General features: G+C 58.2%; 20 protein-coding genes. 12 read left to right on the top strand and 8 right to left on the bottom strand.

Annotation, left to right across the window (positions count from 1 at the left end; genetic code table 11):
- The first annotated feature begins 3 nt into the window (after positions 1–3).
- From cyoB to C1Y42_RS00765, 5 genes are all read left to right on the top strand, one after another.
- Positions 4–1,986, top strand: a complete 1,983-nt coding sequence (gene cyoB / locus C1Y42_RS00785) for a cytochrome o ubiquinol oxidase subunit I (protein ID WP_021507180.1) — start codon at positions 4–6, stop codon at positions 1,984–1,986.
- Positions 1,986–2,600, top strand: coding sequence for a cytochrome o ubiquinol oxidase subunit III (locus C1Y42_RS00780; protein WP_021507179.1), 615 nt, complete (start codon positions 1,986–1,988; stop codon positions 2,598–2,600). The genes cyoB and C1Y42_RS00780 overlap by 1 nt, the downstream gene beginning before the upstream one ends.
- The gene (locus tag C1Y42_RS00775; protein WP_022549333.1) at positions 2,600–2,929 is read left to right on the top strand and encodes a cytochrome o ubiquinol oxidase subunit IV; all 330 of its coding nucleotides are present in this window, start codon (positions 2,600–2,602) and stop codon (positions 2,927–2,929) included. The genes C1Y42_RS00780 and C1Y42_RS00775 overlap by 1 nt, the downstream gene beginning before the upstream one ends.
- Positions 2,930–2,942: 13 nt before the next feature.
- Entirely contained in the window at positions 2,943–3,830 is an 888-nt protein-coding gene (cyoE, locus tag C1Y42_RS00770; RefSeq protein WP_021507178.1) for a heme o synthase, read from the top strand.
- 203 nt (positions 3,831–4,033) lie between these two features.
- The gene (locus C1Y42_RS00765; protein WP_031279651.1) at positions 4,034–5,398 is read left to right on the top strand and encodes an MFS transporter; all 1,365 of its coding nucleotides are present in this window, start codon (positions 4,034–4,036) and stop codon (positions 5,396–5,398) included.
- A gap of 56 nt (positions 5,399–5,454) precedes the next feature.
- Here the strand turns inward: C1Y42_RS00765 and adhP are convergent, their stop codons facing one another.
- Positions 5,455–6,495 carry an alcohol dehydrogenase AdhP gene (gene adhP / locus C1Y42_RS00760; RefSeq protein ID WP_104092649.1) on the bottom strand — a complete coding sequence of 347 codons (1,041 nt, stop codon included), beginning with the start codon at positions 6,493–6,495 and terminating at the stop codon, positions 5,455–5,457.
- 30 nt (positions 6,496–6,525) lie between these two features.
- On the bottom strand, positions 6,526–8,046 hold the full coding sequence (locus tag C1Y42_RS00755; protein WP_021507175.1) for an aldehyde dehydrogenase family protein: 1,521 nt from the start codon (positions 8,044–8,046) through the stop codon (positions 6,526–6,528).
- Positions 8,047–8,308: 262 nt separating this feature from the next.
- On the opposite strand from C1Y42_RS00755, the gene C1Y42_RS00750 reads away from it, so the two are divergent.
- Positions 8,309–10,075: a sigma-54-dependent Fis family transcriptional regulator gene (locus tag C1Y42_RS00750; RefSeq protein WP_104092648.1), complete on the top strand. Its 1,767-nt coding sequence runs from the start codon at positions 8,309–8,311 to the stop codon at positions 10,073–10,075.
- On the opposite strand, the gene C1Y42_RS00745 is transcribed toward C1Y42_RS00750, so the two are convergent.
- Positions 10,072–10,563: a YajQ family cyclic di-GMP-binding protein gene (locus C1Y42_RS00745; RefSeq protein WP_021507173.1), complete on the bottom strand. Its 492-nt coding sequence runs from the start codon at positions 10,561–10,563 to the stop codon at positions 10,072–10,074. The two genes, C1Y42_RS00750 and C1Y42_RS00745, sit on opposite strands and share 4 nt — an antisense overlap.
- A gap of 127 nt (positions 10,564–10,690) precedes the next feature.
- Between C1Y42_RS00745 and panE the strand changes: the two genes are divergently transcribed.
- Positions 10,691–11,611, top strand: a complete 921-nt coding sequence (gene panE / locus C1Y42_RS00740; protein ID WP_058757963.1) for a 2-dehydropantoate 2-reductase — start codon at positions 10,691–10,693, stop codon at positions 11,609–11,611.
- Positions 11,565–12,176 (top strand): protein deglycase YajL, encoded by a 612-nt coding sequence (gene yajL / locus C1Y42_RS00735; RefSeq protein WP_058781215.1) that lies wholly within the window; start codon positions 11,565–11,567, stop codon positions 12,174–12,176. The genes panE and yajL overlap by 47 nt, the downstream gene beginning before the upstream one ends.
- A gap of 141 nt (positions 12,177–12,317) precedes the next feature.
- Here the strand turns inward: yajL and thiI are convergent, their stop codons facing one another.
- Positions 12,318–13,766 carry a tRNA uracil 4-sulfurtransferase ThiI gene (gene thiI / locus C1Y42_RS00730; protein WP_021507170.1) on the bottom strand — a complete coding sequence of 483 codons (1,449 nt, stop codon included), beginning with the start codon at positions 13,764–13,766 and terminating at the stop codon, positions 12,318–12,320.
- Between the two features lie 234 nt (positions 13,767–14,000).
- Here thiI and xseB point away from each other — a divergent pair, with 234 nt between their 5' ends.
- The 4 genes from xseB to C1Y42_RS00710 all read left to right on the top strand — a co-directional run bounded on the left by xseB (position 14,001) and on the right by C1Y42_RS00710 (position 18,069).
- Positions 14,001–14,243: an exodeoxyribonuclease VII small subunit gene (xseB, locus tag C1Y42_RS00725; RefSeq protein WP_021507169.1), complete on the top strand. Its 243-nt coding sequence runs from the start codon at positions 14,001–14,003 to the stop codon at positions 14,241–14,243.
- Positions 14,243–15,142: a (2E,6E)-farnesyl diphosphate synthase gene (gene ispA, locus C1Y42_RS00720; RefSeq protein ID WP_021507168.1), complete on the top strand. Its 900-nt coding sequence runs from the start codon at positions 14,243–14,245 to the stop codon at positions 15,140–15,142. Before xseB ends, ispA begins: the two co-directional genes overlap by 1 nt.
- A gap of 19 nt (positions 15,143–15,161) precedes the next feature.
- Entirely contained in the window at positions 15,162–17,027 is a 1,866-nt protein-coding gene (gene dxs / locus C1Y42_RS00715; protein ID WP_021507167.1) for a 1-deoxy-D-xylulose-5-phosphate synthase, read from the top strand.
- A 67-nt stretch (positions 17,028–17,094) separates the two neighbouring features.
- Positions 17,095–18,069 carry an aldo/keto reductase gene (locus C1Y42_RS00710; RefSeq protein ID WP_021507166.1) on the top strand — a complete coding sequence of 325 codons (975 nt, stop codon included), beginning with the start codon at positions 17,095–17,097 and terminating at the stop codon, positions 18,067–18,069.
- 155 nt (positions 18,070–18,224) lie between these two features.
- On the opposite strand, the gene pgpA is transcribed toward C1Y42_RS00710, so the two are convergent.
- Genes pgpA through ribE form a run of 4 tightly spaced genes read right to left on the bottom strand, consistent with a single transcriptional unit; the run spans position 18,225 to position 20,636 of the window.
- Positions 18,225–18,716, bottom strand: coding sequence for a phosphatidylglycerophosphatase A (gene pgpA / locus C1Y42_RS00705; RefSeq protein WP_104092647.1), 492 nt, complete (start codon positions 18,714–18,716; stop codon positions 18,225–18,227).
- On the bottom strand, positions 18,703–19,680 hold the full coding sequence (gene thiL / locus C1Y42_RS00700) for a thiamine-phosphate kinase (protein WP_021507164.1): 978 nt from the start codon (positions 19,678–19,680) through the stop codon (positions 18,703–18,705). Before thiL ends, pgpA begins: the two co-directional genes overlap by 14 nt.
- A gap of 46 nt (positions 19,681–19,726) precedes the next feature.
- Entirely contained in the window at positions 19,727–20,146 is a 420-nt protein-coding gene (nusB, locus tag C1Y42_RS00695) for a transcription antitermination factor NusB (RefSeq protein WP_031279648.1), read from the bottom strand.
- Between the two features lie 19 nt (positions 20,147–20,165).
- Positions 20,166–20,636, bottom strand: a complete 471-nt coding sequence (ribE, locus tag C1Y42_RS00690; protein WP_021507162.1) for a 6,7-dimethyl-8-ribityllumazine synthase — start codon at positions 20,634–20,636, stop codon at positions 20,166–20,168.
- Positions 20,637–20,661 lie beyond the last annotated feature (25 nt).

Raw genomic sequence — 20,661 nt, 5'->3', positions numbered from 1 at the left:
ACGATGTTCGGAAAATTAACACTGGATGCAGTGCCCTACCATGAACCCATTATCATGGTTACGGTCGCCGGTATCATCATTGGTGGTCTGGCGCTGATCGCTGCTATTACCTATTTCGGTAAATGGCAGTATCTGTGGTCTGAATGGTTAACCTCCATCGACCACAAAAAACTGGGTATCATGTACATCATCATGGCCTTTGTCATGCTGCTGCGCGGCTTTGCCGATGCGGTAATGATGCGTACCCAACAGGTTATGGCTTCCGCCGGGGAAGCAGGCATACTGCCACCGCACCACTACGACCAGATCTTCACCGCTCACGGCGTGATCATGATCTTCTTCGTGGCGATGCCTTTCGTGGTGGGTCTGATGAACATCGCGGTTCCGCTGCAAATCGGTGCCCGTGACGTTGCCTTCCCGTTCCTGAACAACCTGAGCTTCTGGTTCACCGCTATCGGTGTGATCCTGGTTAACCTGTCACTGGGTGTGGGCGAATTCGCACAGACCGGCTGGCTGGCTTATCCACCGCTCTCGGGGGCAGAATACAGTCCTGGCGTCGGGGTCGATTACTGGATCTGGAGTCTCCAGCTCTCCGGTATTGGTACCACGCTGACCGGTATCAACTTCTTCGTGACCATTCTGAAGATGCGTGCACCGGGCATGGACCTGTTCAAGATGCCGGTATTCACCTGGGCAGCACTGTGTACTAACGTCCTGATTATCGCTGCGTTCCCGGTTCTGACCGTGACGCTGGCACTGTTGACGCTTGATCGTTACCTCGACTTCCATTTCTTTACCAATGATATGGGCGGTAACATGATGATGTACGTCAACCTGATCTGGGTCTGGGGTCACCCGGAGGTGTACATCCTCGTTCTGCCGGTGTTTGGTGTCTTCTCTGAAGTCACGGCTACCTTCTCGAAAAAGCGTCTGTTTGGTTACACCTCGCTGGTGTGGGCAACCATCGCCATTACCGTTCTGTCGTTCATCGTTTGGCTGCACCACTTCTTCACCATGGGTGCCGGTGCGAACGTTAACGCCTTCTTCGGTATCATGACGATGATCATCGCGATTCCGACCGGGGTGAAAATCTTTAACTGGCTGTTCACCATGTATCAGGGTCGTATCGAGTTCAACTCGGCGATGCTGTGGACCATCGGCTTCCTTGTCACCTTCTCCGTTGGTGGGATGACCGGCGTACTGCTGGCGGTGCCAGGCGCAGACTTCGTGCTGCACAACAGCCTGTTCCTGATTGCACACTTCCACAACGTTATCATCGGTGGTGTAGTGTTCGGTTGTATGGCTGGCGTGACCTACTGGTTCCCGAAAGCCTTCGGCTTCACCCTGAACGAAACCTGGGGCAAACGTGCTTTCTGGTTCTGGATCATCGGCTTCTTCGTTGCCTTTATGCCGCTGTACGCGCTGGGCTTCATGGGGATGACCCGTCGTCTGAGCCAGGACATCGATCCGCAGTTCCATTCTCTGCTGGTGGTTGCAGCAGGCGGTGCAGCGCTGATCGCCTGCGGTATCCTGTGCCAGCTTATCCAGTTCTGGGTATCGGTACGTGACCGTGAGCAGAACCGCGATCTGACCGGTGACCCGTGGGGCGGCCGTACGCTGGAGTGGGCAACCTCTTCACCTCCGCCGTTCTACAACTTTGCTGTGATCCCACATATCCACGAGCGTGATGCGTTCTGGGAAATGAAAGAGAAAGGCGAAGCGTACAAGCAGCCAGAAAAATATGAAGAAATTCATATGCCGAAAAACAGCGGCGCGGCCATTGTTATCGCTGCCTTCATGACAGTCTTCGGTTTTGCCCTGATCTGGCACATCTGGTGGCTGGCAGGTCTTACTTTCCTTGGCACCATCGTGACCTGGATTGTGAAGAGCTTCGATGAAGACGTGGATTACTACGTACCGGTTGCTGAAATCGAGCAGATCGAGAAGAAGCACTTTGATGACATCAGCAAAGCAGGTCTGAAATAATGTCAACTGAAACCGTTAAACACCACCACGACGCCCATGCGGAGCATGGGCATCACGATGCGGGAGCCAATAAAGTCTTTGGCTTCTGGATCTACCTGATGAGTGACTGCATTATCTTCGCAACCCTGTTTGCGACCTATGCGGTCATGGTTAACAACACTGCCGGTGGCCCGGCAGGTAAAGATATCTTCGAACTGCCGTTTGTGCTGGTTGAAACCGCGCTGCTGCTGCTGAGCTCCATCACGTATGGTATGGCAGTGATTGCGATGAACAACCAGAACAAAGGTTCGGTCATCAGCTGGCTGGCGTTGACCTTCCTGTTCGGTGCCGGATTTATCGGGATGGAAATCTATGAATTCCATCACCTGATCAAGGAAGGTTTCGGTCCTGACCGCAGCGGCTTCCTGTCTGGCTTCTTTACTCTGGTCGGTACGCACGGTCTGCACGTGACCTCTGGTCTGATCTGGATGGCCGTGCTGATGTTCCAGATCGCTAAACGCGGTCTGAGCGCCACCAACCGCACCCGTATCATGTGTCTGAGCCTGTTCTGGCACTTCCTGGATGTGGTGTGGATCTGCGTATTCACCGTTGTCTATCTGATGGGGGCCATGTAATGAGTCATTCTGTAAACGAACATGGTGCATCTCACGGTAGCGTGAAGTCTTACATGATCGGCTTCATCCTCTCGATCATCCTGACGGCGATCCCGTTCTGGATGGTGATGGATGGCAGTGCTTCTCACGGCACCATTCTGGGTGTGGTTCTGGTGTGTGCAGTGGTTCAGGTGCTGGTGCACCTGGTCTACTTCCTGCATCTGGACAGCAAATCCGAGGGTGGCTGGAACATGGTGGCCATTGTCTTCTCCGCAGTCATTATCCTGATTGTGGTGATTGGCTCACTGTGGATTATGTGGAACCTCAACTACAACATGATGGCCCACTAAAGAGTCACGCGTAATGATTAAGCAATACCTGCAAGTAACAAAACCAGGAATTATTTTCGGCAATTTAATTTCTGTGATCGGTGGATTCCTGCTGGCTTCAAAAGGCAGCATTGATTACCCCCTGTTTCTCGTCGCTTTGGTGGGCGTTTCGCTGGTGGTCGCATCCGGTTGTGTATTCAACAATGTGATTGACCGCGACATCGACATCAAAATGGAGAGAACGCGGAACCGTGTTCTGGTCAAAGGCCTGATCTCGGCGAAAGTAAGCCTGGTTTATGCAACCGCATTGGGTATTGCTGGCTTTGCGTTGCTGTATTTTGGCGCTAACCCGCTGGCCATGTGGCTGGCGGTGATGGGCTTCGTCGTCTATGTCGGCATTTACAGCCTCTACATGAAGCGTCATTCGGTCTATGGCACGCTGATTGGCAGCCTCTCTGGCGCCGCGCCGCCAGTGATTGGCTACTGCGCGGTGACCAACCAGTTTGATGCTGGCGCGTTAATCTTACTGGCTATCTTTAGCCTGTGGCAGATGCCGCACTCCTACGCGATTGCCATCTTCCGCTTCAAAGATTATCAGGCCGCCAATATTCCGGTTCTGCCGGTGGTGAAAGGCATCTCCGTGGCGAAAAATCATATTACGCTGTACATCCTGGCGTTCATGATTGCCACGCTGATGCTGTCGCTGGGCGGTTATGCTGGCTACAAATATCTGGTGGTGGCTGCCGCCGTCAGCGTGTGGTGGCTGGGTATGGCACTGTCAGGTTATAAAACCTCAAACGACAAAGTTTGGGCGCGTAAACTGTTCGTGTTCTCCATTGTCGCCATCACTGCGCTGAGCGTGATGATGTCGGTGGACTTTATGGCCCCGGCCTCTAAGGACCTGCTGACTTACGTCTGGTAAGTCAGACCGTTACTCCGGACAAGGGCGCGAATTTCGCGCCCTTTCTTTTTGTTACCACTGCTTAAAAACAATTGTTTTACCCGCCCTGCCCTGCTTCCTAAAATAAGCGCTGCATGTCCCGGTGAGTCGGGTCGCAGATAAGGGCGCGCAACCTGTGCCGCTGCAACCTGAAGTCCCAGGGGCATAAACTTACAGAGGTTGGAATGAACGATAATAGAATGACACCAGTTGAGCTTCGGGCAACATGGGGTTTAGGCACAGTTTTTTCCCTGCGCATGCTGGGAATGTTTATGGTCCTGCCGGTACTGACCACTTACGGTATGGCTTTACAGGGCGCCAGCGAAACGTTAATCGGTCTGGCAATTGGTATTTATGGTCTGGCGCAGGCCGTGTTTCAGATCCCCTTTGGTCTGCTGTCCGACCGTATTGGCCGCAAGCCACTGATTGTCGGTGGCCTGCTGCTGTTTGTGCTTGGTAGCCTTATTGCCGCCACCAGCACCTCCATCTGGGGCATTATCCTTGGTCGCGCGCTGCAGGGCTCCGGTGCCATTGCCGCGGCGGTGATGGCGCTGCTGTCAGACCTGACCCGTGAACAGAACCGCACCAAAGCGATGGCGTTTATCGGCATCAGCTTCGGCGTTACCTTTGCGATTGCCATGGTGGTCGGCCCGATTGTCACGCACGCGCTGGGTCTGCACGCGCTGTTCTGGATGATTGCCCTGCTCGCCAGCCTGGGTATCGTGATCACCCTGCTGGTAGTGCCCAATGCGCCGGGCCACGTATTGAACCGCGAATCCGGCATGGTCAAAGGCAGCATTCGCGCAGTGCTGGCCAATCCCAAATTGCTGAAGCTGAATATCGGCATTCTCTGTCTGCACATTTTACTGATGTCGAGCTTCGTCGCGCTGCCGGGCCAGTTTGAACAGGCGGGCTTCCCGGCGGCTGAACACTGGAAAGTGTATCTGGTGACCATGCTGGTGGCGTTTGTCGCCGTGGTGCCGTTTATTATCTATGCCGAGGTAAAACGCCGCATGAAGCGGGTGTTTGTCGGCTGCGTGGCGCTGATCATCATCGCGGAAATTGTGCTGTGGGGCGCCGCAGGCCACTTCTGGACGCTGGTGATTGGCGTGCAGCTGTTTTTCCTTGCCTTTAACCTGATGGAAGCGATTCTGCCGTCGCTGATCAGCAAAGAGTCGCCGGCGGGCTACAAAGGCACGGCCATGGGGATTTATTCCACCAGCCAGTTTATTGGCGTCGCGATTGGCGGCAGCCTGGGCGGCTGGATTTTCGGCCACTTCGATGCGCAAACGGTGTTTCTGGTCGGCGCGATAGTGGCTGCTGCATGGCTGTTTGTCGCCATGTCGATGCAGGAGCCGCCGTACGTCAGCAGCCTGCGCCTGGTGCTGAGTGATGCGGTGCTGGCAGTACCGAATCTGGAGAAGCGGCTGCGCGCGCAGCCCGGCGTAGCGTCGGTGTTTATCGTGCCGGAAGAGAAAAGCGCCTACATTAAAATTGACAGCAAAGTGACGAGCCGCGTGGAGCTGGAGGCGCTGCTCGCCAGCAGTTAATGACTTGCCCACAGCGGACCGCGATGATCTGGCTCCACGCGGTCCGCTCAGCGTCACTACAGCGACATATCCACCACAATACGCCCTTCAATTTTGCCGGCGTGCATGCGCGCAAAGATATCGTTGATGTTAGTCAGCGGCTCAACCGCGACATTCGCTTTCACCTTATGGCGACCGGCAAAATCCAGTGCCTCCTGCAGATCTTTACGCGTGCCGACAATTGAGCCGCGCACCGTAATGCCATCCAGCACCATGTCGAAGATCGAGAGATCGAATTTCCCCGGCGGCAGGCCGTTAAGCACCATGGTGCCGCCGCGACGCAGCGTGCCGATCGCCTGTTCAAACGCTTTTGGCGAGACCGCCGTCACCAGCACGCCGTGCGCACCGCCAAAACTTTCCTGGAACACTTTCGCCGGATCGACCTGCTTCGCATTGGCAACCACGCTGGCACCGAGCCGTTTGGCAAACGCCAGCTTATCGTCGTCGATGTCGACCGCCGCCACGTTGAGCCCCATCGCCACCGCATACTGAATAGCCATGTGCCCCAGACCGCCGATGCCGGAAACCACCACCCAGTCACCCGGTTTGGTATCGGTCATCTTCAGGCCTTTGTAGACCGTCACACCGGCACACAGAATCGGTGCCACTTCATTAAACTCAACGTTATCCGGAATGATGCCGACGTAGTTGGCATCCGCCAGGCAGTACTCGGCAAAGCTGCCGTTGACTGAATAGCCGGCATTCTGCTGCGACAGACACAGCGTCTCCCAGCTGTCGAGGCAGTGCTCGCAGTGGCCACACGCCGAGTAGAGCCACGGTACCCCGACGCGATCACCCAGTTTGAGATGCTTCACCCCATCACCAATGGCCACCACCTGCCCGACGCCTTCATGGCCGGGAATAAACGGCGGATTGGGCTTGATCGGCCAGTCGCCTTCGGCGGCGTGCAGGTCGGTGTGGCACACGCCGGTGGCGGCGATTTTCACCAGAATCTGCCCCGGCCCAACGGACGGCACCGGCACCTGCTCAATCACCAGCGGTTCACCAAACGCCTTCACAATCGCGGCTTTCATGGTGGTTTTGATTTGCATATTCATCTTTCACTCTCCATTTGAACGGATGCGGACTCAGAACAGCCCCAGTGGCGCTGTGCCATAGCTGACCAGCAGATTTTTGGTTTGCTGATAGGCGCTGAGCGCCATTTTGTGGGTTTCACGCCCGACGCCCGACTGCTTGTAGCCACCGAATGCCGCATGGGCGGGATAGATGTGATAGCAGTTGGTCCAGACGCGACCGGCTTTGATGCCGCGGCCCATGCGATACGCCAGATTGGTATCGCGCGTCCACACGCCCGCGCCCAGGCCAAACTGGGTTTCATTGGCGATCGCGAGCGCCTCTGCCTCATCGTGGAACGTGGTGACGCCAATCACTGGCCCAAAAATCTCCTCCTGGAAACAGCGCATCTGGTTGCTGCCCTTGATCAGGGTGGGCTGGATGTAGAATCCGTTATCCAGCTCCGCGGCGATATGCGCACGCTCGCCCCCTGTCAGAATCTGCCCACCTTCTTCACGGGCGATGTTGATATAGGACAGGATTTTGTCGAATTGCTGGCGGGAAGCCTGAGCCCCGATCATGGTGTCGGTATCGAGCGGATCGCCACGGCGAATGGTGGCAACCTTGGCCAGCACCCGCTCCATAAAGGGCTGGTAGATCGATTCATGAATTAACGCACGCGATGGACAGGTACAGACTTCGCCCTGATTAAAGAAGCCCAGCACCAGCCCCTCGACCGCTTTCTCGATGAACGCCTCTTCACCCGACATCACATCCGCGAAGTAGATGTTGGGTGATTTGCCGCCCAGCTCGACGGTGCAGGGAATGATGTTCTCCGCCGCACAGGCCATGATATGCCGCCCGACCGGCGTGGATCCGGTAAAGGCAATTTTAGCGATGCGCTTGCTGGTGGCCAGCGCTTCGCCGGCTTCGCGGCCAAAGCCCTGCACCACATTCAGTACGCCCGGTGGGAACAGATCGCCAATCAGCTCCATCAGCAGCGTAATACCAAGCGGCGTCTGCTCAGCCGGTTTCAGCACCACGCAGTTACCGGCGGCCAGCGCCGGTGCCAGCTTCCACGCCGCCATGAGCAGCGGGAAGTTCCACGGGATGATCTGTCCGACTACGCCGAGCGGCTCGTGGAAGTGATAGGCCACCGTGGTTTCGTCGATCTCAGCGGTGCTGCCCTCCTGCGCGCGCAGGCAGCCGGCAAAGTAGCGAAAATGGTCGACCGCCAGCGGCAGATCGGCGTTGAGCGTCTCGCGAATCGGTTTACCGTTATCCCAGCTCTCCGCTACCGCCAGCTTCTCGAGACTGGCTTCCATGCGATCGGCCACCTGCAGCAGCAGGTTGGCGCGCTGCTGTACGCTGGTTTTGCCCCACGCATCGGCGGCCTGATGCGCGGCATCCAGCGCCAGATCAATGTCGCGCGCGTCGGAGCGCGGGAACTGAGCGATATCGCTGCCGTCTACCGGCGAGGTGTTCATAAAGTACTGGCCGCTCAGCGGCTCGGTGAAGTTGCCGGCGATATAGTTGCCGTAGGTCGCCTGGAAAGAGACCAGCGCGCCGGGCGTGCCGGGATGTGCATAACGCATCGCAAACTCCTTATTATCAGGTCAGAGGGTCTGAACAGGCAGCGCAACTGCCTGTGTTGGTGATTGCAGCACGCGTGCCAGTTTTTTCTCATCAGGCGCAAAAGCAATAAATGCATTATTTATCAATCAAATAAAATCATGCCCCGCCAGCAAACCTGTCAGTCCTCCAGGACAAACGCGGTATCTGTGTTGCGTATCGCAACAGTGCGGAAACCCTAACGCTACAATGTTGCAACACTTACACGCCGTTCTGAGGTCACTCATGCAGGGAAATTCAGCCGCGTCTGCCGTGCACGCTAACCCGCTGTTAAGCGACTCCTGGTTCCGCAGCCAGCTGTATGGATTAGAGCGCAGCGCCGACGATTTCCCGCGCGTGCGTCAGGGCGAGCTGGCCGATGTGCTGGCCAGCAACGCCGGGCTGCAGCAGTTTGCGCAGCCGGTCATCCGCCAGCTGGCGCAGCAGATGGCGGAGACGCAGTCGGTGGTGATCCTGTCCGATGCCAGCGGGCTGGTGCTGAACACCTTTGGCGATATGCAGGCGCTGGAGAAAGCCCAGCGCTTTGCCCTGGCACCCGGTAATCTGTGGAGTGAATGCGGACGCGGCACCAATGCGATTGGCACCGCGCTGGCGATTGATGACGGCTGTGAAATTGATGGCCAGCAGCATTTCCTGACGCGCAATCAGGGTCTGTACTGCGCCGCGATGCCGTTGCAGATGCCCAACGGCCAGATAGCCGGCGTGCTGGATATCTCGGGTCCGGCACACTTTCCGCATCCGCATACCCTGAACCGGGTGAAAGCAGCGGCAAAGCAGATCGAGTACCTGTGGGTGAAGCAGAGCCTGCATCCGCAGCAGTGGCTGCTCAGTCTGCATCCTCAGCCGCAGGGCATCGACACCAGTGATGAACTGCTGCTGGTGTTCTCTGACAATGTGCTGACCGCAGCCAACCGGCTGGCGATGCGCGAACTGGCTCTCAGCGCCGACCGCTTTGCCAGCCTGACGTTTCAGCAGCTGTTTCCACAACTGCAGCAGCAGGCCAACAGCGTTCCCGCCGCGGTCGACATTGGCACGCAGCGCTACTGGTTCCGCCTGCGCGCGCCGCAGCGCAGCCACGTCAGCGTGCCGGACAGTCGCACGCATGACTTGCCGCGCGTGCTGGGAGCTGACGGCGCAAAAATGCTGCGGTTGCTGGATGCCGGCGTTTCGCTGTGCATTTATGGTGAAACCGGCAGCGGCAAGGAGTATGTCAGCCGTGCTCTGCACCAGCAAAGCCACTGGCGCACGGGCAAGTTTGTCGCCATCAACTGTGCCGCCATCCCCGAAGCGCTGATTGAATCTGAACTGTTTGGCTACCAGCCCGGCGCATTTACTGGCGCCAGCAAAAATGGCTACATCGGCAAAATTCGCGAAGCGGATGGCGGCGTGCTGTTTCTGGATGAAATCGGTGACATGCCGCTGACGCTGCAGACCCGTTTGCTGCGCGTGCTGCAGGAAAAAGAGGTGGCGCCACTCGGCTCCAGTCGCAGCTGGCCGGTGAATTTTGCCGTAATTTGCGCCACGCATCGCGATCTGGCCCAGCGCGTGGCCGCAGGCGAATTTCGTGAGGATTTGCTCTATCGTCTGCAGGAGTTTGCGCTGACCCTTCCGCCACTGCGCGCCTGGCCGAACGTCGCCAGGTTTATCCGCGATTTATGGCAGGAACTGGGAGCCGCGCAGCGTGGCGTACAGCTGTCTCCGGCGCTGCTGACGGCGCTGGCGCAGCAGCCATGGCCAGGCAATGTGCGCCAGCTACGCAGTCTGCTGCGCGTGCTGCTGGCGCTCGCCGATGAGGGCGAAACGCTGACGGAAAGTCACTTGCCGGCAGAGTATCGCCGCCCGCCGGCACCGCCGCTGCGCGAACGCCACGATGAACAGCTGATCAGTGAAACGCTGCAGCGCTATGACGGCAATATCAGTAAAGCGGCGCAGGCGCTGGGGGTCGCGCGCAGCACGCTGTATCGTCGTGCGGCGCGCGACAGAGGGGATTAATCGCGGAAGTTTTTGAACTGGAACGGCTGACCCAGGTTGCCACCGCGCACCAGCGCCATCGCACCCTGCAGATCGTCGCGGGATTTACCGGTGACGCGCAGCTCTTCACCCTGAATCTGCGTCTGCACTTTCAGTTTGCTGTCTTTGATCAGCTTAACGATTTTCTTCGCGACATCGCTTTCGATGCCTTTTTTCAGCTTCGCTTCAACACTCCAGCTTTTACCGCTGTGGACAATCTCTTCCGGTACTTCAATCGCTGCGCCTTCAATGCCGCGCTTCAGCAGCTTTTCACGCAGAATATCCACCAGCTGCTTCACCTGAAAATCCGATTCGCTGGTGACTTTGATGGTCTCATTCTTTTCGTTGAGCTCAAAGCTGGCGCTCACGTTGCGGAAATCGAAACGGGTTGAGATCTCACGGTTGGCATTCTCCACCGCATTACGCACTTCCGGCAGTTCGACTTCGGAAACGATATCGAAAGATGGCATCTTTTCTTCTCCTGATACTAAAGTGACATGCATAATACGCGTCTTGTCGCGCTAATAAAACACGCGACGCGGAAAGCTATAATTAAGGGTGTGACACCCATTCACCCACCCGCCAGCGGGAGGCATAATGAAAATTACCGTGTTGGGTTGCGGCGCCCTGGGGCAAATCTGGCTCGCGGCCCTTGCACGCCAGGGACATGACGTTCAGGGCTGGCTGCGCGTACCGCAGCCGTACTGTTCGGTCAACGTGGTCGATCCACAGGGCCACGTCAGCAATCACACCTTCATCGCTAACGATCCGCTGTTTCTGGCTGAAAGCCAGCTGCTACTGGTGACCCTGAAAGCGCCACAGGTTTCACCTGCGGTGAAAAACCTGCAAAGCGTGCTGCCGCGCCACGCGCCGATCCTGCTGCTGCACAACGGCATGGGTACGATCGAAGAGCTCAAAGAAGTGCAGCAGCCGCTGCTGCGCGGCATCACCACGCACGCGGCGATGCGCGACGGCACGGTGATCAAGCATGTCGCGCAGGGCATCACCCACATCGGGCCTGCCAGCCGCGAAAGCGCGGCGCTGAGCGATATCGCCGATATTCTGCATCAGGCGCTGCCGGACGTGGCGTGGCACGATAACATCGCGTCTGCCAGCTGGCGCAAGCTGGCAGTTAACTGCGTGATCAACACGCTGACGGTTGAGCACGACTGCCAGAACGGCGCGCTGCGCGCCTGGCCGGAACAGATTAACCGGCTGTGCGAGGAGCTGGCCTGGGTGATGGAGCGCGAGGGCCAGCACATCGCGCTGGATAACCTGCGCGACATTATTTACGACGTCATCGACAGCACCGCCGCCAACGTCTCCTCAATGCTGCAGGATGTGCGTGCGCAGCGTCAGACTGAAATTGATTACATTACCGGCTACCTGCTGCGCCGCGCCCGTGCGCAGGGGATTGCGCTGCCGGAAAATACCCGCCTGTACGACCTGATTAAACGCAAGGAGTCCCAATATGAGCGCGAACGCATCAGTGCTGGTTTGCCTGGCCCATGGCAGTGAAGAGACCGAAGCGGTCACGACTATCGACCTGCTGGTCCGAGCCGGCCTGAAGGTGACCACCGCCAGCGTGGAGAGCGACGGCACGCGCGAGATTGTCTGCTCACGCGGCGTGCGCCTGCTGGCTGACGCACCGCTGGTGGAAGTGGCGGATAACGATTTTGCCGCCATCGTCCTGCCGGGCGGCCTCAAAGGAGCTGAAACCTTCCGCGACAGCCCACTGCTGGTGGAGACGGTACGCCAGTGTCATCTGTCAGGAAAAATTGTCGCGGCGATCTGTGCCGCGCCGGGCACGGTGCTGGTGCCGCATGACCTGTTTCCGGTGGGCAACATGACCGGTTTTCCCGGCCTGAAGCACACCATTCCGGAAGAAAAATGGATGGAGCGCCGCGTGGTGTGGGATCCGCGCGTTAATCTGCTGACCAGCCAGGGGCCGGGCACGGCGATCGATTTTGCCCTGAAGCTGATTGATCTGCTGGTGGATAAAGAGCAAGCGCGTGAAGTCGCGTCACAGCTGGTGCTGGCGGCAGGGATTTATAATTATCAGGAATTTGAAGAGCGCGCGTAAAAAAGGTCGCCATCAATGGCGACCCCACGAGATCAGCGCACAGTTTTATTCGTTGCGGTGATTACAGGGGGCGCATTCCTGCGCACCGGGTTTTGCCCGTACACCCGAAATCAGGCGCGCCAGGCTTAACTCCCGCCGCGGTTACGGACGGTACACCTTCACGTTCTTAAAGCCCTGCTCATGCAGATACAACGCCTGCAACCGGCTCATCACGCCGCGATCGCAGTACAGCAACCAGGTTCTGCTCTGATCGAGATCGCCGAACTGAGTGCTCAGCTTATAGAATGGCAGCGATTTCACTTCCACGCCGGTCAGCGCCAGCGGCTTGTCGTCCTGTTCATCAATCGAACGGATATCCAGCACCACATCGTTGCCGCTGAATGACGCCACGGTTTCCACTTCCACCACTTCTTCTTCCGTCTGCTCCGCGATTTCACGGATATCGACGTTGCTGGCTTCCTGCACCACGCGCTGCAGAATGTCGAAATCGAAGTTCTGCTCTTCGGCTTCGATCTTCGCCTTCACCGCTTTCACCGTGGGGCTTTTCGAAATCACGCCGCAGTACTCCGGCATGGTGCGGGCAAAGTCTTCGGTGCCGATCTGACGCGCAATATTGATGATGTGCTCTTTATCGTGCGAGATCAGCGGGCGCAGAATCAGCGTGTCGGACGCGTTATCAATCAAACGCAGGTTAGTCAGCGTCTGGCTGGAGACCTGGCCCAGCGCCTCACCGGTCACCAGCGCCTGCACGCCGTAACGCTCAGCCACCATTGACGCCGCACGCACCATCATGCGCTTCAGCACCACGCCCATCTGGCCGTCATCAACTTTTTCCAGAATCTCGCCCACCACCGGCTCAAAATTGATGGCGACAAAACGCACGCGATGTGAACGGCCAAAACGCTGCCACAGATAGTGCGCCACCTGACGCACGCCGATTTCATGCGCCGCGCCGCCGAGGTTAAAGAAGCAGTAGTGCACGCGACAGCCGCGGCGCATCAGCATATAGCTGGAGACGCCGGAGTCAAAGCCGCCGGAAATCAGCGACAGCACATCTTCCTGGGTGCCGATCGGGAAGCCGCCCAGGCCTTCATAGCGGCCGGTAATCAGCAGCAGGCGATCGTCTTCAATCTCCAGATTCACCGTCACATCCGGGTGATTCAGCTGCACGCGCGCGCTTTCAATGTGCTGATTGAGACCGCCGCCGACGTAGCGCTCCACATCCTGCGAGCTAAAGCTGTGCTTGCCGCGACGCTTCACGCGCACGCAGAAGCTCTTGCCTTCCAGCCGCTCGCGGTTGAGCGCCAGCGTCTGCTCGAAGATATCGTGCATGTCGGTATAGGCGCGGTCTTCGACCGCCAGCACATGGTGGATACCGGGAATGCGCGTCAGCTCTTCCGTGACGGTGGCACGCAGCGCTTCCTTCTTCGCGCGCACTTCGATGTGATCCCAGTGGCGCACCACGGCGATCTCTTCGTCGAGGGTGCGCAGGGTATTACGGATGTTACCGGTCAGAATTTTGATAAAGCGCAGGCGCACCGACTGACTTTTGATGGTGATTTCAGGGAAGAGCTTGATGATAAACTTCATGGCGACACAGCTTCGTTGGGCAAATAAGTGCTAAAATCATCAACACTTAGCTGGTAAAATCATATAATTGCGGGTTGGCATCAGCCACCGCATCCGAGGCGCGCAAGTATATCACCTTTGTTAGGTGACTGCTGTAAGCAACCTTCGCCGCATTGATTATTTTGCTAATCAATGCCCGTCGGCTACCATGACCGATTGCAACATAATGTCCCAACCTGTGAGTCGACACTGATTATGCCGAAAAAAGCCGAAGCGCCCGTGAGTTTTGAAAACGCACTGCAGCAGCTGGAACAGATTGTCAGCCGTCTGGAGAGTGGCGAACTGCCGCTGGAAGAGGCGCTGAATGAATTCGAGCGCGGCGTACAGCTGGCACGCAGCGGCCAGCAAACCCTGCAGGCGGCGGAACAGCGCGTGCAGATTCTGCTGAGCGACGACAAAGACGCCCCGCTCACCCCTTTCACGCCGGAAAATGAGTAATGGATTTCGTGCAACTGCAGCGCGCCTACCATGAGCGCGTGAACCAGGCGTTGACGCGCTTAATAGATCCACTTCCTTTTCAGAGTTCTCCTCTGGTGAACGCCATGCAATATGGGGCACTATTAGGCGGTAAGCGCCTGCGCCCGTTTCTGGTGTATGCCACTGGCGAGATGCTGCGCGCCGAGGCGGCCAGCCTGGATGCCCCCGCCGCAGCGGTGGAGTGCATTCACGCTTACTCATTGATTCATGATGACCTGCCGGCGATGGACGACGATGCGTTACGTCGCGGGCAGCCAACCTGCCATATCAAATATGGCGAAGACACGGCGATTCTGGCCGGCGATGCCCTGCAAACCCTGGCGTTTACCATTCTTGCGGACCAGCCGATGCCCGGCGTAAGCCCGCAGGATCGCATTGCCATGATTTCCGAACTGGCGCAGGCCAGCGGCGTGGCCGGCATGTGCGGTGGCCAGGCGCTGGATTTAGCCGCCGAAGGCCAATCCGTGGACCTGAACCAGCTGGAGCAGATCCATCGCCATAAAACCGGCGCGCTGATCCGCGCCGCCGTGCGTCTCGGCGCCCTCACTGCGGGTGCCGCGGGCCGCGATGCGCTGCCGCAGCTGGATATCTACGCCAACGCCATCGGACTGGCGTTTCAGGTGCAGGATGACATCCTTGATGTGGTCGGCGATACCGCCGTTCTGGGCAAAACCCAGGGAGCCGATCAGGCGCTGGGGAAAAGTACTTACCCGGCGCTGCTGGGACTGGATAACGCGCGGGCCAAAGCGCAGGATCTCTATCGCGAAGCACTGGGCGCGCTGGAGGTGCTGGCGGCACAGTCGTATGACACGTCCGCTCTGCAGGCGCTGGCCAGCTTTATAATTGAACGCGATAAATAACTTATATAATGAGTCTCTGATGAGTTTTGATATTGCAAAATACCCGACACTGGCGTTAGCAGGCACGGTTCAGGAATTACGTTTACTGCCTAAAGAAAAACTTCCGGACCTGTGCGACGAGCTGCGTCAGTATCTGCTGGACAGCGTGAGCCGCTCGTCCGGCCACTTTGCTTCGGGTCTGGGCGTCGTCGAGCTGACCGTCGCGTTGCATTATGTGTATAACACCCCGTTTGATCATCTGGTGTGGGACGTCGGCCATCAGGCCTATCCGCACAAGATTCTGACCGGCCGCCGCGACCGTATCGGCACTATCCGTCAGAAAAATGGCCTGCACCCGTTCCCGTGGCGCGGCGAAAGCGAATATGACGTGCTGAGCGTGGGCCACTCGTCGACGTCCATCAGCGCCGGTCTCGGCATGGCCGTGGCCGCCGAACGCGAAGGCAAAGGTCGCCGCACCGCCTGTATTATTGGCGACGGCGCGATTACCGCGGGCATGGCGTTTGAAGCCATGAACCACGCCGGTGATATCAAGCCGGACATGCTGGTGATCCTCAACGACAACGAGATGTCGATCTCTGAGAACGTGGGCGCGTTGAACAATCGCCTGGCGCAGATTCTCTCGGGGAAAACCTATTCACGCCTGCGCGAAGGCGGCAAGCGCGTGCTGGGCGGGCTGCCGCCGATCAAAGAGCTGGTGAAGCGCACCGAAGAGCACCTGAAAGGCATGGTGGTGCCGGGCACGCTGTTTGAGGAGCTGGGCTTTAACTATATCGGTCCGGTCGACGGTCACGATGTGCTGACGCTGGTCAGTACGCTGAAGAATATGCGCGATCTGAAAGGGCCGCAGTTCCTGCACATCATGACCAAAAAGGGCAAGGGCTACGCGCCGGCGGAAGAAGATCCGATTACCTGGCACGCGGTGCCAAAATTCGATCCGGCCAGCGGCTCGCTGCCGAAAAGCGCGCCGGGCCTGCCGAGCTACTCGAAAATCTTTGGTAACTGGCTGAGCGAGATGGCCGCCGACGATGCGCGGCTGATGGCCGTGACGCCGGCCATGCGCGAAGGCTCCGGCATGGTGAGCTACTCGCGTGATTATCCGCAGCAGTATTTTGACGTGGCGATCGCCGAGCAGCATGCGGTGACGTTCGCCGCAGGCATGGCCATCGGCGGTTACAAACCGGTGGTGGCGATTTACTCTACCTTCCTGCAGCGCGCCTACGATCAGGTGATTCACGACGTGGCAATTCAGCAATTGCCGGTACTGTTTGCTATCGATCGCGGCGGTATCGTGGGTGCCGACGGCCAGACGCACCAGGGGGCGTTTGATATCGCCTATCTGCGCTGCGTGCCGGGCATGGTGATCATGACGCCAAGCGATGAAAACGAGTGCCGGCAGATGCTTTACACCGGCTACCACTATCAGGATGGCCCGAGCGCGGTGCGCTATCCGCGCGGCACCGGCACCGGCGCCACGCTGGAACCGCTGGCCAGCCTGCCGCTTGGCAAAGGGGTCATCCGGCGTCGCGGCGAGCAGCTGGCCATCCTCAACTTTGGTACTCTGCTGCCGGAAGCGCAGGCCGCCGCCGACGCGCTCAACGCCACGCTGGTCGACATGCGCTTTGTTAAGCCGCTGGATGAAGCCCTGATTAGCGAACTGGCGGCCAGCCACGACGCGCTGATTACGCTGGAAGAAGGCGCGATCAAAGGCGGTGCCGGCAGCGGCGTCAATGAATACGTGATGGCGAAACGCCTGCGCGTGCCGGTGCTTAACCTCGGCCTGCCGGATGAGTTCATTCCGCAGGGGACGCAGGAAGAAGTGCGTCAGGATTATCAGCTGGACGCCGCAGGCATCCAGCAGCAAATCGCCGCCTGGCTGGCGCAGTAACCGCCCTTCCCCGCTCCTGCTGCTATGCTTGAGGGTAAAACCCCACGCATAAGAGCAGGAGCCCTTCATGAAAACCGTTCGTTTAGGCCAGACCGATCTGCAGGTTTCACGTCTCTGTTTAGGCTGTATGACCTATGGCGATCCGCTGCGCGGTAACCACGCCTGGACGCTGCCGGAAGAGAGCAGCCGACCGCTGATTAAGCAGGCGCTGGACGCGGGCATCAACTTCTTCGACACCGCTAACAGCTACTCCGACGGCAGCAGTGAGGAGATCCTCGGCCGCGCGCTCAAAGATTATGCGCAGCGCGATCGGGTGGTGGTGGCGACCAAAGTCTACTTTCCGCTGAGCAACCTGTCGCAGGGGCTGTCGCGCACCAATATTCTGCAGTCGATTGATGACAGCCTGACGCGGCTTGGCATGGAGTATGTCGATCTGCTGCAGATTCATCGCTGGGATTACGCCACGCCGATTGAAGAGACGCTGGAAGCGCTCGATCAGGTAGTGCGGTCAGGCAAAGCGCGTTACATCGGGGCTTCCTCGATGCATGCCACACAGTTTGCGCAGGCGCTGCAGTTACAGCAGCAGCATGGCTGGGCGCGTTTTGTCAGTATGCAGGATCAGTACAATCTGATTCAGCGCGAAGAAGAGAAGGAGATGCATCCGCTGTGCCAGCGCGAAGGCATCGCGGTGCTGCCGTGGAGCCCGCTGGCGCGCGGTAAGCTGACGCGTCCGTGGGGAGAAACCACTGCGCGTTCAGTGTCGGATAACGTGATGGAAAAACTCTATACCGGCACCGAAGAGAATGACGCGGCCATTGCGCAACGGCTGGCAACGGTGGCTGCGGACAAAGGCGTGACGCGCGCGCAGGTGGCGCTGGCGTGGCTGCTGCATAAGCCGGTGGTTACCGCGCCGATTATTGGTGCCTCGCGCGAGCAGCAGTTTGCCGAGCTGGTGAAAGCCGTCGACGTGGAGCTGAGTTCAACCGATATCGCCGAGCTGGAGAGCGTCTACCAACCGCATCCGGTGGTGGGATTCGAGTAACGGTCCAGTCAGGTCGCCTTCAGGGCGACCTGATGTCACAGGCAGCGCATACATGGCGACCTGCCTGTGGTCTACGCATTCCTGGCGATCTGCCTGCGGCAACGCATTCATGGCAACGCTTTCTGTAGGGTGCGCATTCATGCGCACCTGGCGCATTAAAGCACCAGCCCCAGCCCATACAAAATCGCCGCTGAAATGACCCCGGCGATAATGTCATCGACCATAATGCCCATGCCGCCGTGCACGTTACGGTCGAACCAGCGAATCGGCCACGGCTTCCACATGTCAAAAATACGGAAAATCACAAAGCCGGCCAGCACCCATTGCCAGCTCATCGCCGGTATCGCCATCAGCGTAATCCACATGCCGATGAACTCATCCCACACGATGCTGCCATGGTCGTGCACGCCCATATCACGCGCGGTGCGGTGACACAGGTAGACACCCACGCTGATGCCAATCAGCACCAGCAGCGAATACAGCTGCAGCGGCAGCAGCGTCATCAGCCACCAGAAGGGAATGGCGGCAATTGAACCGGCGGTGCCGGGCATAATCGGGCTCAGGCCGCTGCCAAAACCGGTCGCCAGCAGGTGCCACGGATTGGCCATGCGCAGACGGCCTTTGGCCACATCTTTATTTAGCGTCAAAGTGATCAAATCCCTTGTGATGGAAACTGCGCGGCTTGCCGTTCTCCAGCAGCGTCAGCCCTTCTGCTTCCGGCGCGATCTGGCCGATGCAGGTATACGCCACGCCAAGATGGCCCAGCGCCACATCCAGTGCACCACGATTGACTTCCGGCACGGTAAAGCACAGCTCATAATCTTCACCCCCGCTCAGCGCCCAGCGCAGCACCTGTTCCGGCTCGAAGTGATCGCGCAACGCAGCCGACAGCGGCAGCGCATCCAGATTGATGCGGGCACCGACGCGGCTGGCGGTGAGAATATGGCCGAGATCGGAGATCAGGCCATCGGACAGATCGATGGCTGATGTCGCCAGATTGCGCAGCGCCTGGCCCTGCAGCACGCGCGGCATCGGGCGCAGATGGCGCTTGATCAGCACTTCATGCACCGCCGGATCGTTCAGGCGATGATGGTGCTGCAGCAGCGACAGGCCAGCAGCGCTGTCGCCCAGCGTGCCGGTGACAAAAATCCAGTCACCCGGTTTAGCCCCGGCGCGCTTCAGCGCACGGCCGGCCGGCACCAGGCCATGAATGCCCAGCGTCAGGCTGAGCGGCCCGCGCGTGGTATCGCCGCCGATCAGCTGCATATCGTAATAATCCAGCAGCTCAAACAGGCTGTCGCTGAACGCGGCCAGCCAGGGTTCATCTACCTCAGGCAACGTCAACGCCAGCGTTAACCATGCCGGATCGGCGCCCATCGCCGCCAGGTCGCTCAGGTTAACCGCCAGCGCTTTGTAGCCGAGATCGGCCGGATGGATATCACGTAAGAAATGCACGCCCGCCACCAGCGTATCGGTGCTGATGGCCAGCGTCTGTTTTTCCGGCACGTTAAGTAACGCGCAGTCGTCACCAATTCCCTTCTCCACATCGCGGCGGGAGCTGGTGACGCGGTTAAAATAACGTGCGATCAGTTCGAATTCACCACAGGACATAAGTCAGGTCTCAATGAAAAAAGGCCGGTGAGCCGGCCTTTTGCACTTATTTTTTGTTCGGTCGAATTTGCGGAGCGGCTTTATCCAGCACGCCGTTAACAAATTTATGGCTGTCTTCAGCACCAAACACTTTAGCCAGTTCGATACCTTCGTTGATCGCCACTTTGTACGGCACATCGTCACGCTTGCTCAGTTCATAGAGCGAAATGCGCAGGATGGCTTTTTCTACCTGGCCCAGCTCTTCCAGCTGGCGCGACAGGTAAGGCTTCATCAGGCCGTCCAGGAACGCGCTGTTGGTCGCCACACCGGCCAGCAGTTCGCGGAAATAGCTAATATCGACGTCTTTGACGTCTTGTTCCGCCAGAAACTGGTATTCCACATCGGCAATGTCGTTGTTAGACAACTGCCAGGAGTAAAGCGCCTGGACAGCGCACTCACGGGCGCGACGACGAGCAGCAGGTTTCACAAAATTCCCCTTACAAAAATCAGGCTTTGATGGCTTTCAATACGTTAATCATTTCAAGTGCGGTCAGGGCCGCTTCGGCGCCTTTGTTACCCGCTTTGGTGCCGGCGCGTTCAATCGCCTGCTCGATGTTTTCGGTGGTCAGGACGCCGAAGGTCACCGGAATTTCGCTGTTCATCGCTACGTGAGCGATGCCGGAGCTGGCTTCACCCGCCACGTATTCGAAGTGTGCGGTACCGCCACGGATCACCGTGCCCAGTGCAACGATCGCGTCGTGCTTGCCGGTTTTCGCCAGGGCGCGTGCCGCCAGCGGCAGCTCGTAAGCGCCCGGTACCCAGACCACGGTGATGTTTTCCGCTTTGACCTGGCCAATACGCTTCAGCGCGTCAACCGCACCGTCCAGCAGGCTGTCATTGATGAAATTGTTAAAACGCGCGATTACGATGGCAATATTGGCATCAGGCGTGGCAACAGCAGCTTCGATAACTTTCATACATATCCTTTGGGTGTTTGTTTTA

Origin of the sequence: Pantoea sp. ICBG 985, from assembly GCF_002928365.1 — a bacterium.
Taxonomy (GTDB): Bacteria; Pseudomonadota; Gammaproteobacteria; order Enterobacterales; family Enterobacteriaceae; genus Pantoea; species Pantoea dispersa.
Note: the sequence above shows the minus strand (reverse complement) of the source record. Positions and strands in the feature narration are given on the sequence as shown.

Excerpts from the sequence above, each read along its gene's own strand:
- cyoB (WP_021507180.1), top strand. The coding sequence starts at position 4 with ATGTTCGGAAAATTAACACTGGATGCAGTGCCCTACCATGAACCCATT.
- C1Y42_RS00780 (WP_021507179.1), top strand. The coding sequence starts at position 1,986 with ATGTCAACTGAAACCGTTAAACACCACCACGACGCCCATGCGGAGCAT.
- C1Y42_RS00775 (WP_022549333.1), top strand. The coding sequence starts at position 2,600 with ATGAGTCATTCTGTAAACGAACATGGTGCATCTCACGGTAGCGTGAAG.
- cyoE (WP_021507178.1), top strand. The coding sequence starts at position 2,943 with ATGATTAAGCAATACCTGCAAGTAACAAAACCAGGAATTATTTTCGGC.
- C1Y42_RS00765 (WP_031279651.1), top strand. The coding sequence starts at position 4,034 with ATGAACGATAATAGAATGACACCAGTTGAGCTTCGGGCAACATGGGGT.
- adhP (WP_104092649.1), bottom strand. The coding sequence starts at position 6,495 with ATGAATATGCAAATCAAAACCACCATGAAAGCCGCGATTGTGAAGGCG.
- C1Y42_RS00755 (WP_021507175.1), bottom strand. The coding sequence starts at position 8,046 with ATGCGTTATGCACATCCCGGCACGCCCGGCGCGCTGGTCTCTTTCCAG.
- C1Y42_RS00750 (WP_104092648.1), top strand. The coding sequence starts at position 8,309 with ATGCAGGGAAATTCAGCCGCGTCTGCCGTGCACGCTAACCCGCTGTTA.
- C1Y42_RS00745 (WP_021507173.1), bottom strand. The coding sequence starts at position 10,563 with ATGCCATCTTTCGATATCGTTTCCGAAGTCGAACTGCCGGAAGTGCGT.
- panE (WP_058757963.1), top strand. The coding sequence starts at position 10,691 with ATGAAAATTACCGTGTTGGGTTGCGGCGCCCTGGGGCAAATCTGGCTC.
- yajL (WP_058781215.1), top strand. The coding sequence starts at position 11,565 with ATGAGCGCGAACGCATCAGTGCTGGTTTGCCTGGCCCATGGCAGTGAA.
- thiI (WP_021507170.1), bottom strand. The coding sequence starts at position 13,766 with ATGAAGTTTATCATCAAGCTCTTCCCTGAAATCACCATCAAAAGTCAG.
- xseB (WP_021507169.1), top strand. The coding sequence starts at position 14,001 with ATGCCGAAAAAAGCCGAAGCGCCCGTGAGTTTTGAAAACGCACTGCAG.
- ispA (WP_021507168.1), top strand. The coding sequence starts at position 14,243 with ATGGATTTCGTGCAACTGCAGCGCGCCTACCATGAGCGCGTGAACCAG.
- dxs (WP_021507167.1), top strand. The coding sequence starts at position 15,162 with ATGAGTTTTGATATTGCAAAATACCCGACACTGGCGTTAGCAGGCACG.
- C1Y42_RS00710 (WP_021507166.1), top strand. The coding sequence starts at position 17,095 with ATGAAAACCGTTCGTTTAGGCCAGACCGATCTGCAGGTTTCACGTCTC.
- thiL (WP_021507164.1), bottom strand. The coding sequence starts at position 19,680 with ATGTCCTGTGGTGAATTCGAACTGATCGCACGTTATTTTAACCGCGTC.
- ribE (WP_021507162.1), bottom strand. The coding sequence starts at position 20,636 with ATGAAAGTTATCGAAGCTGCTGTTGCCACGCCTGATGCCAATATTGCC.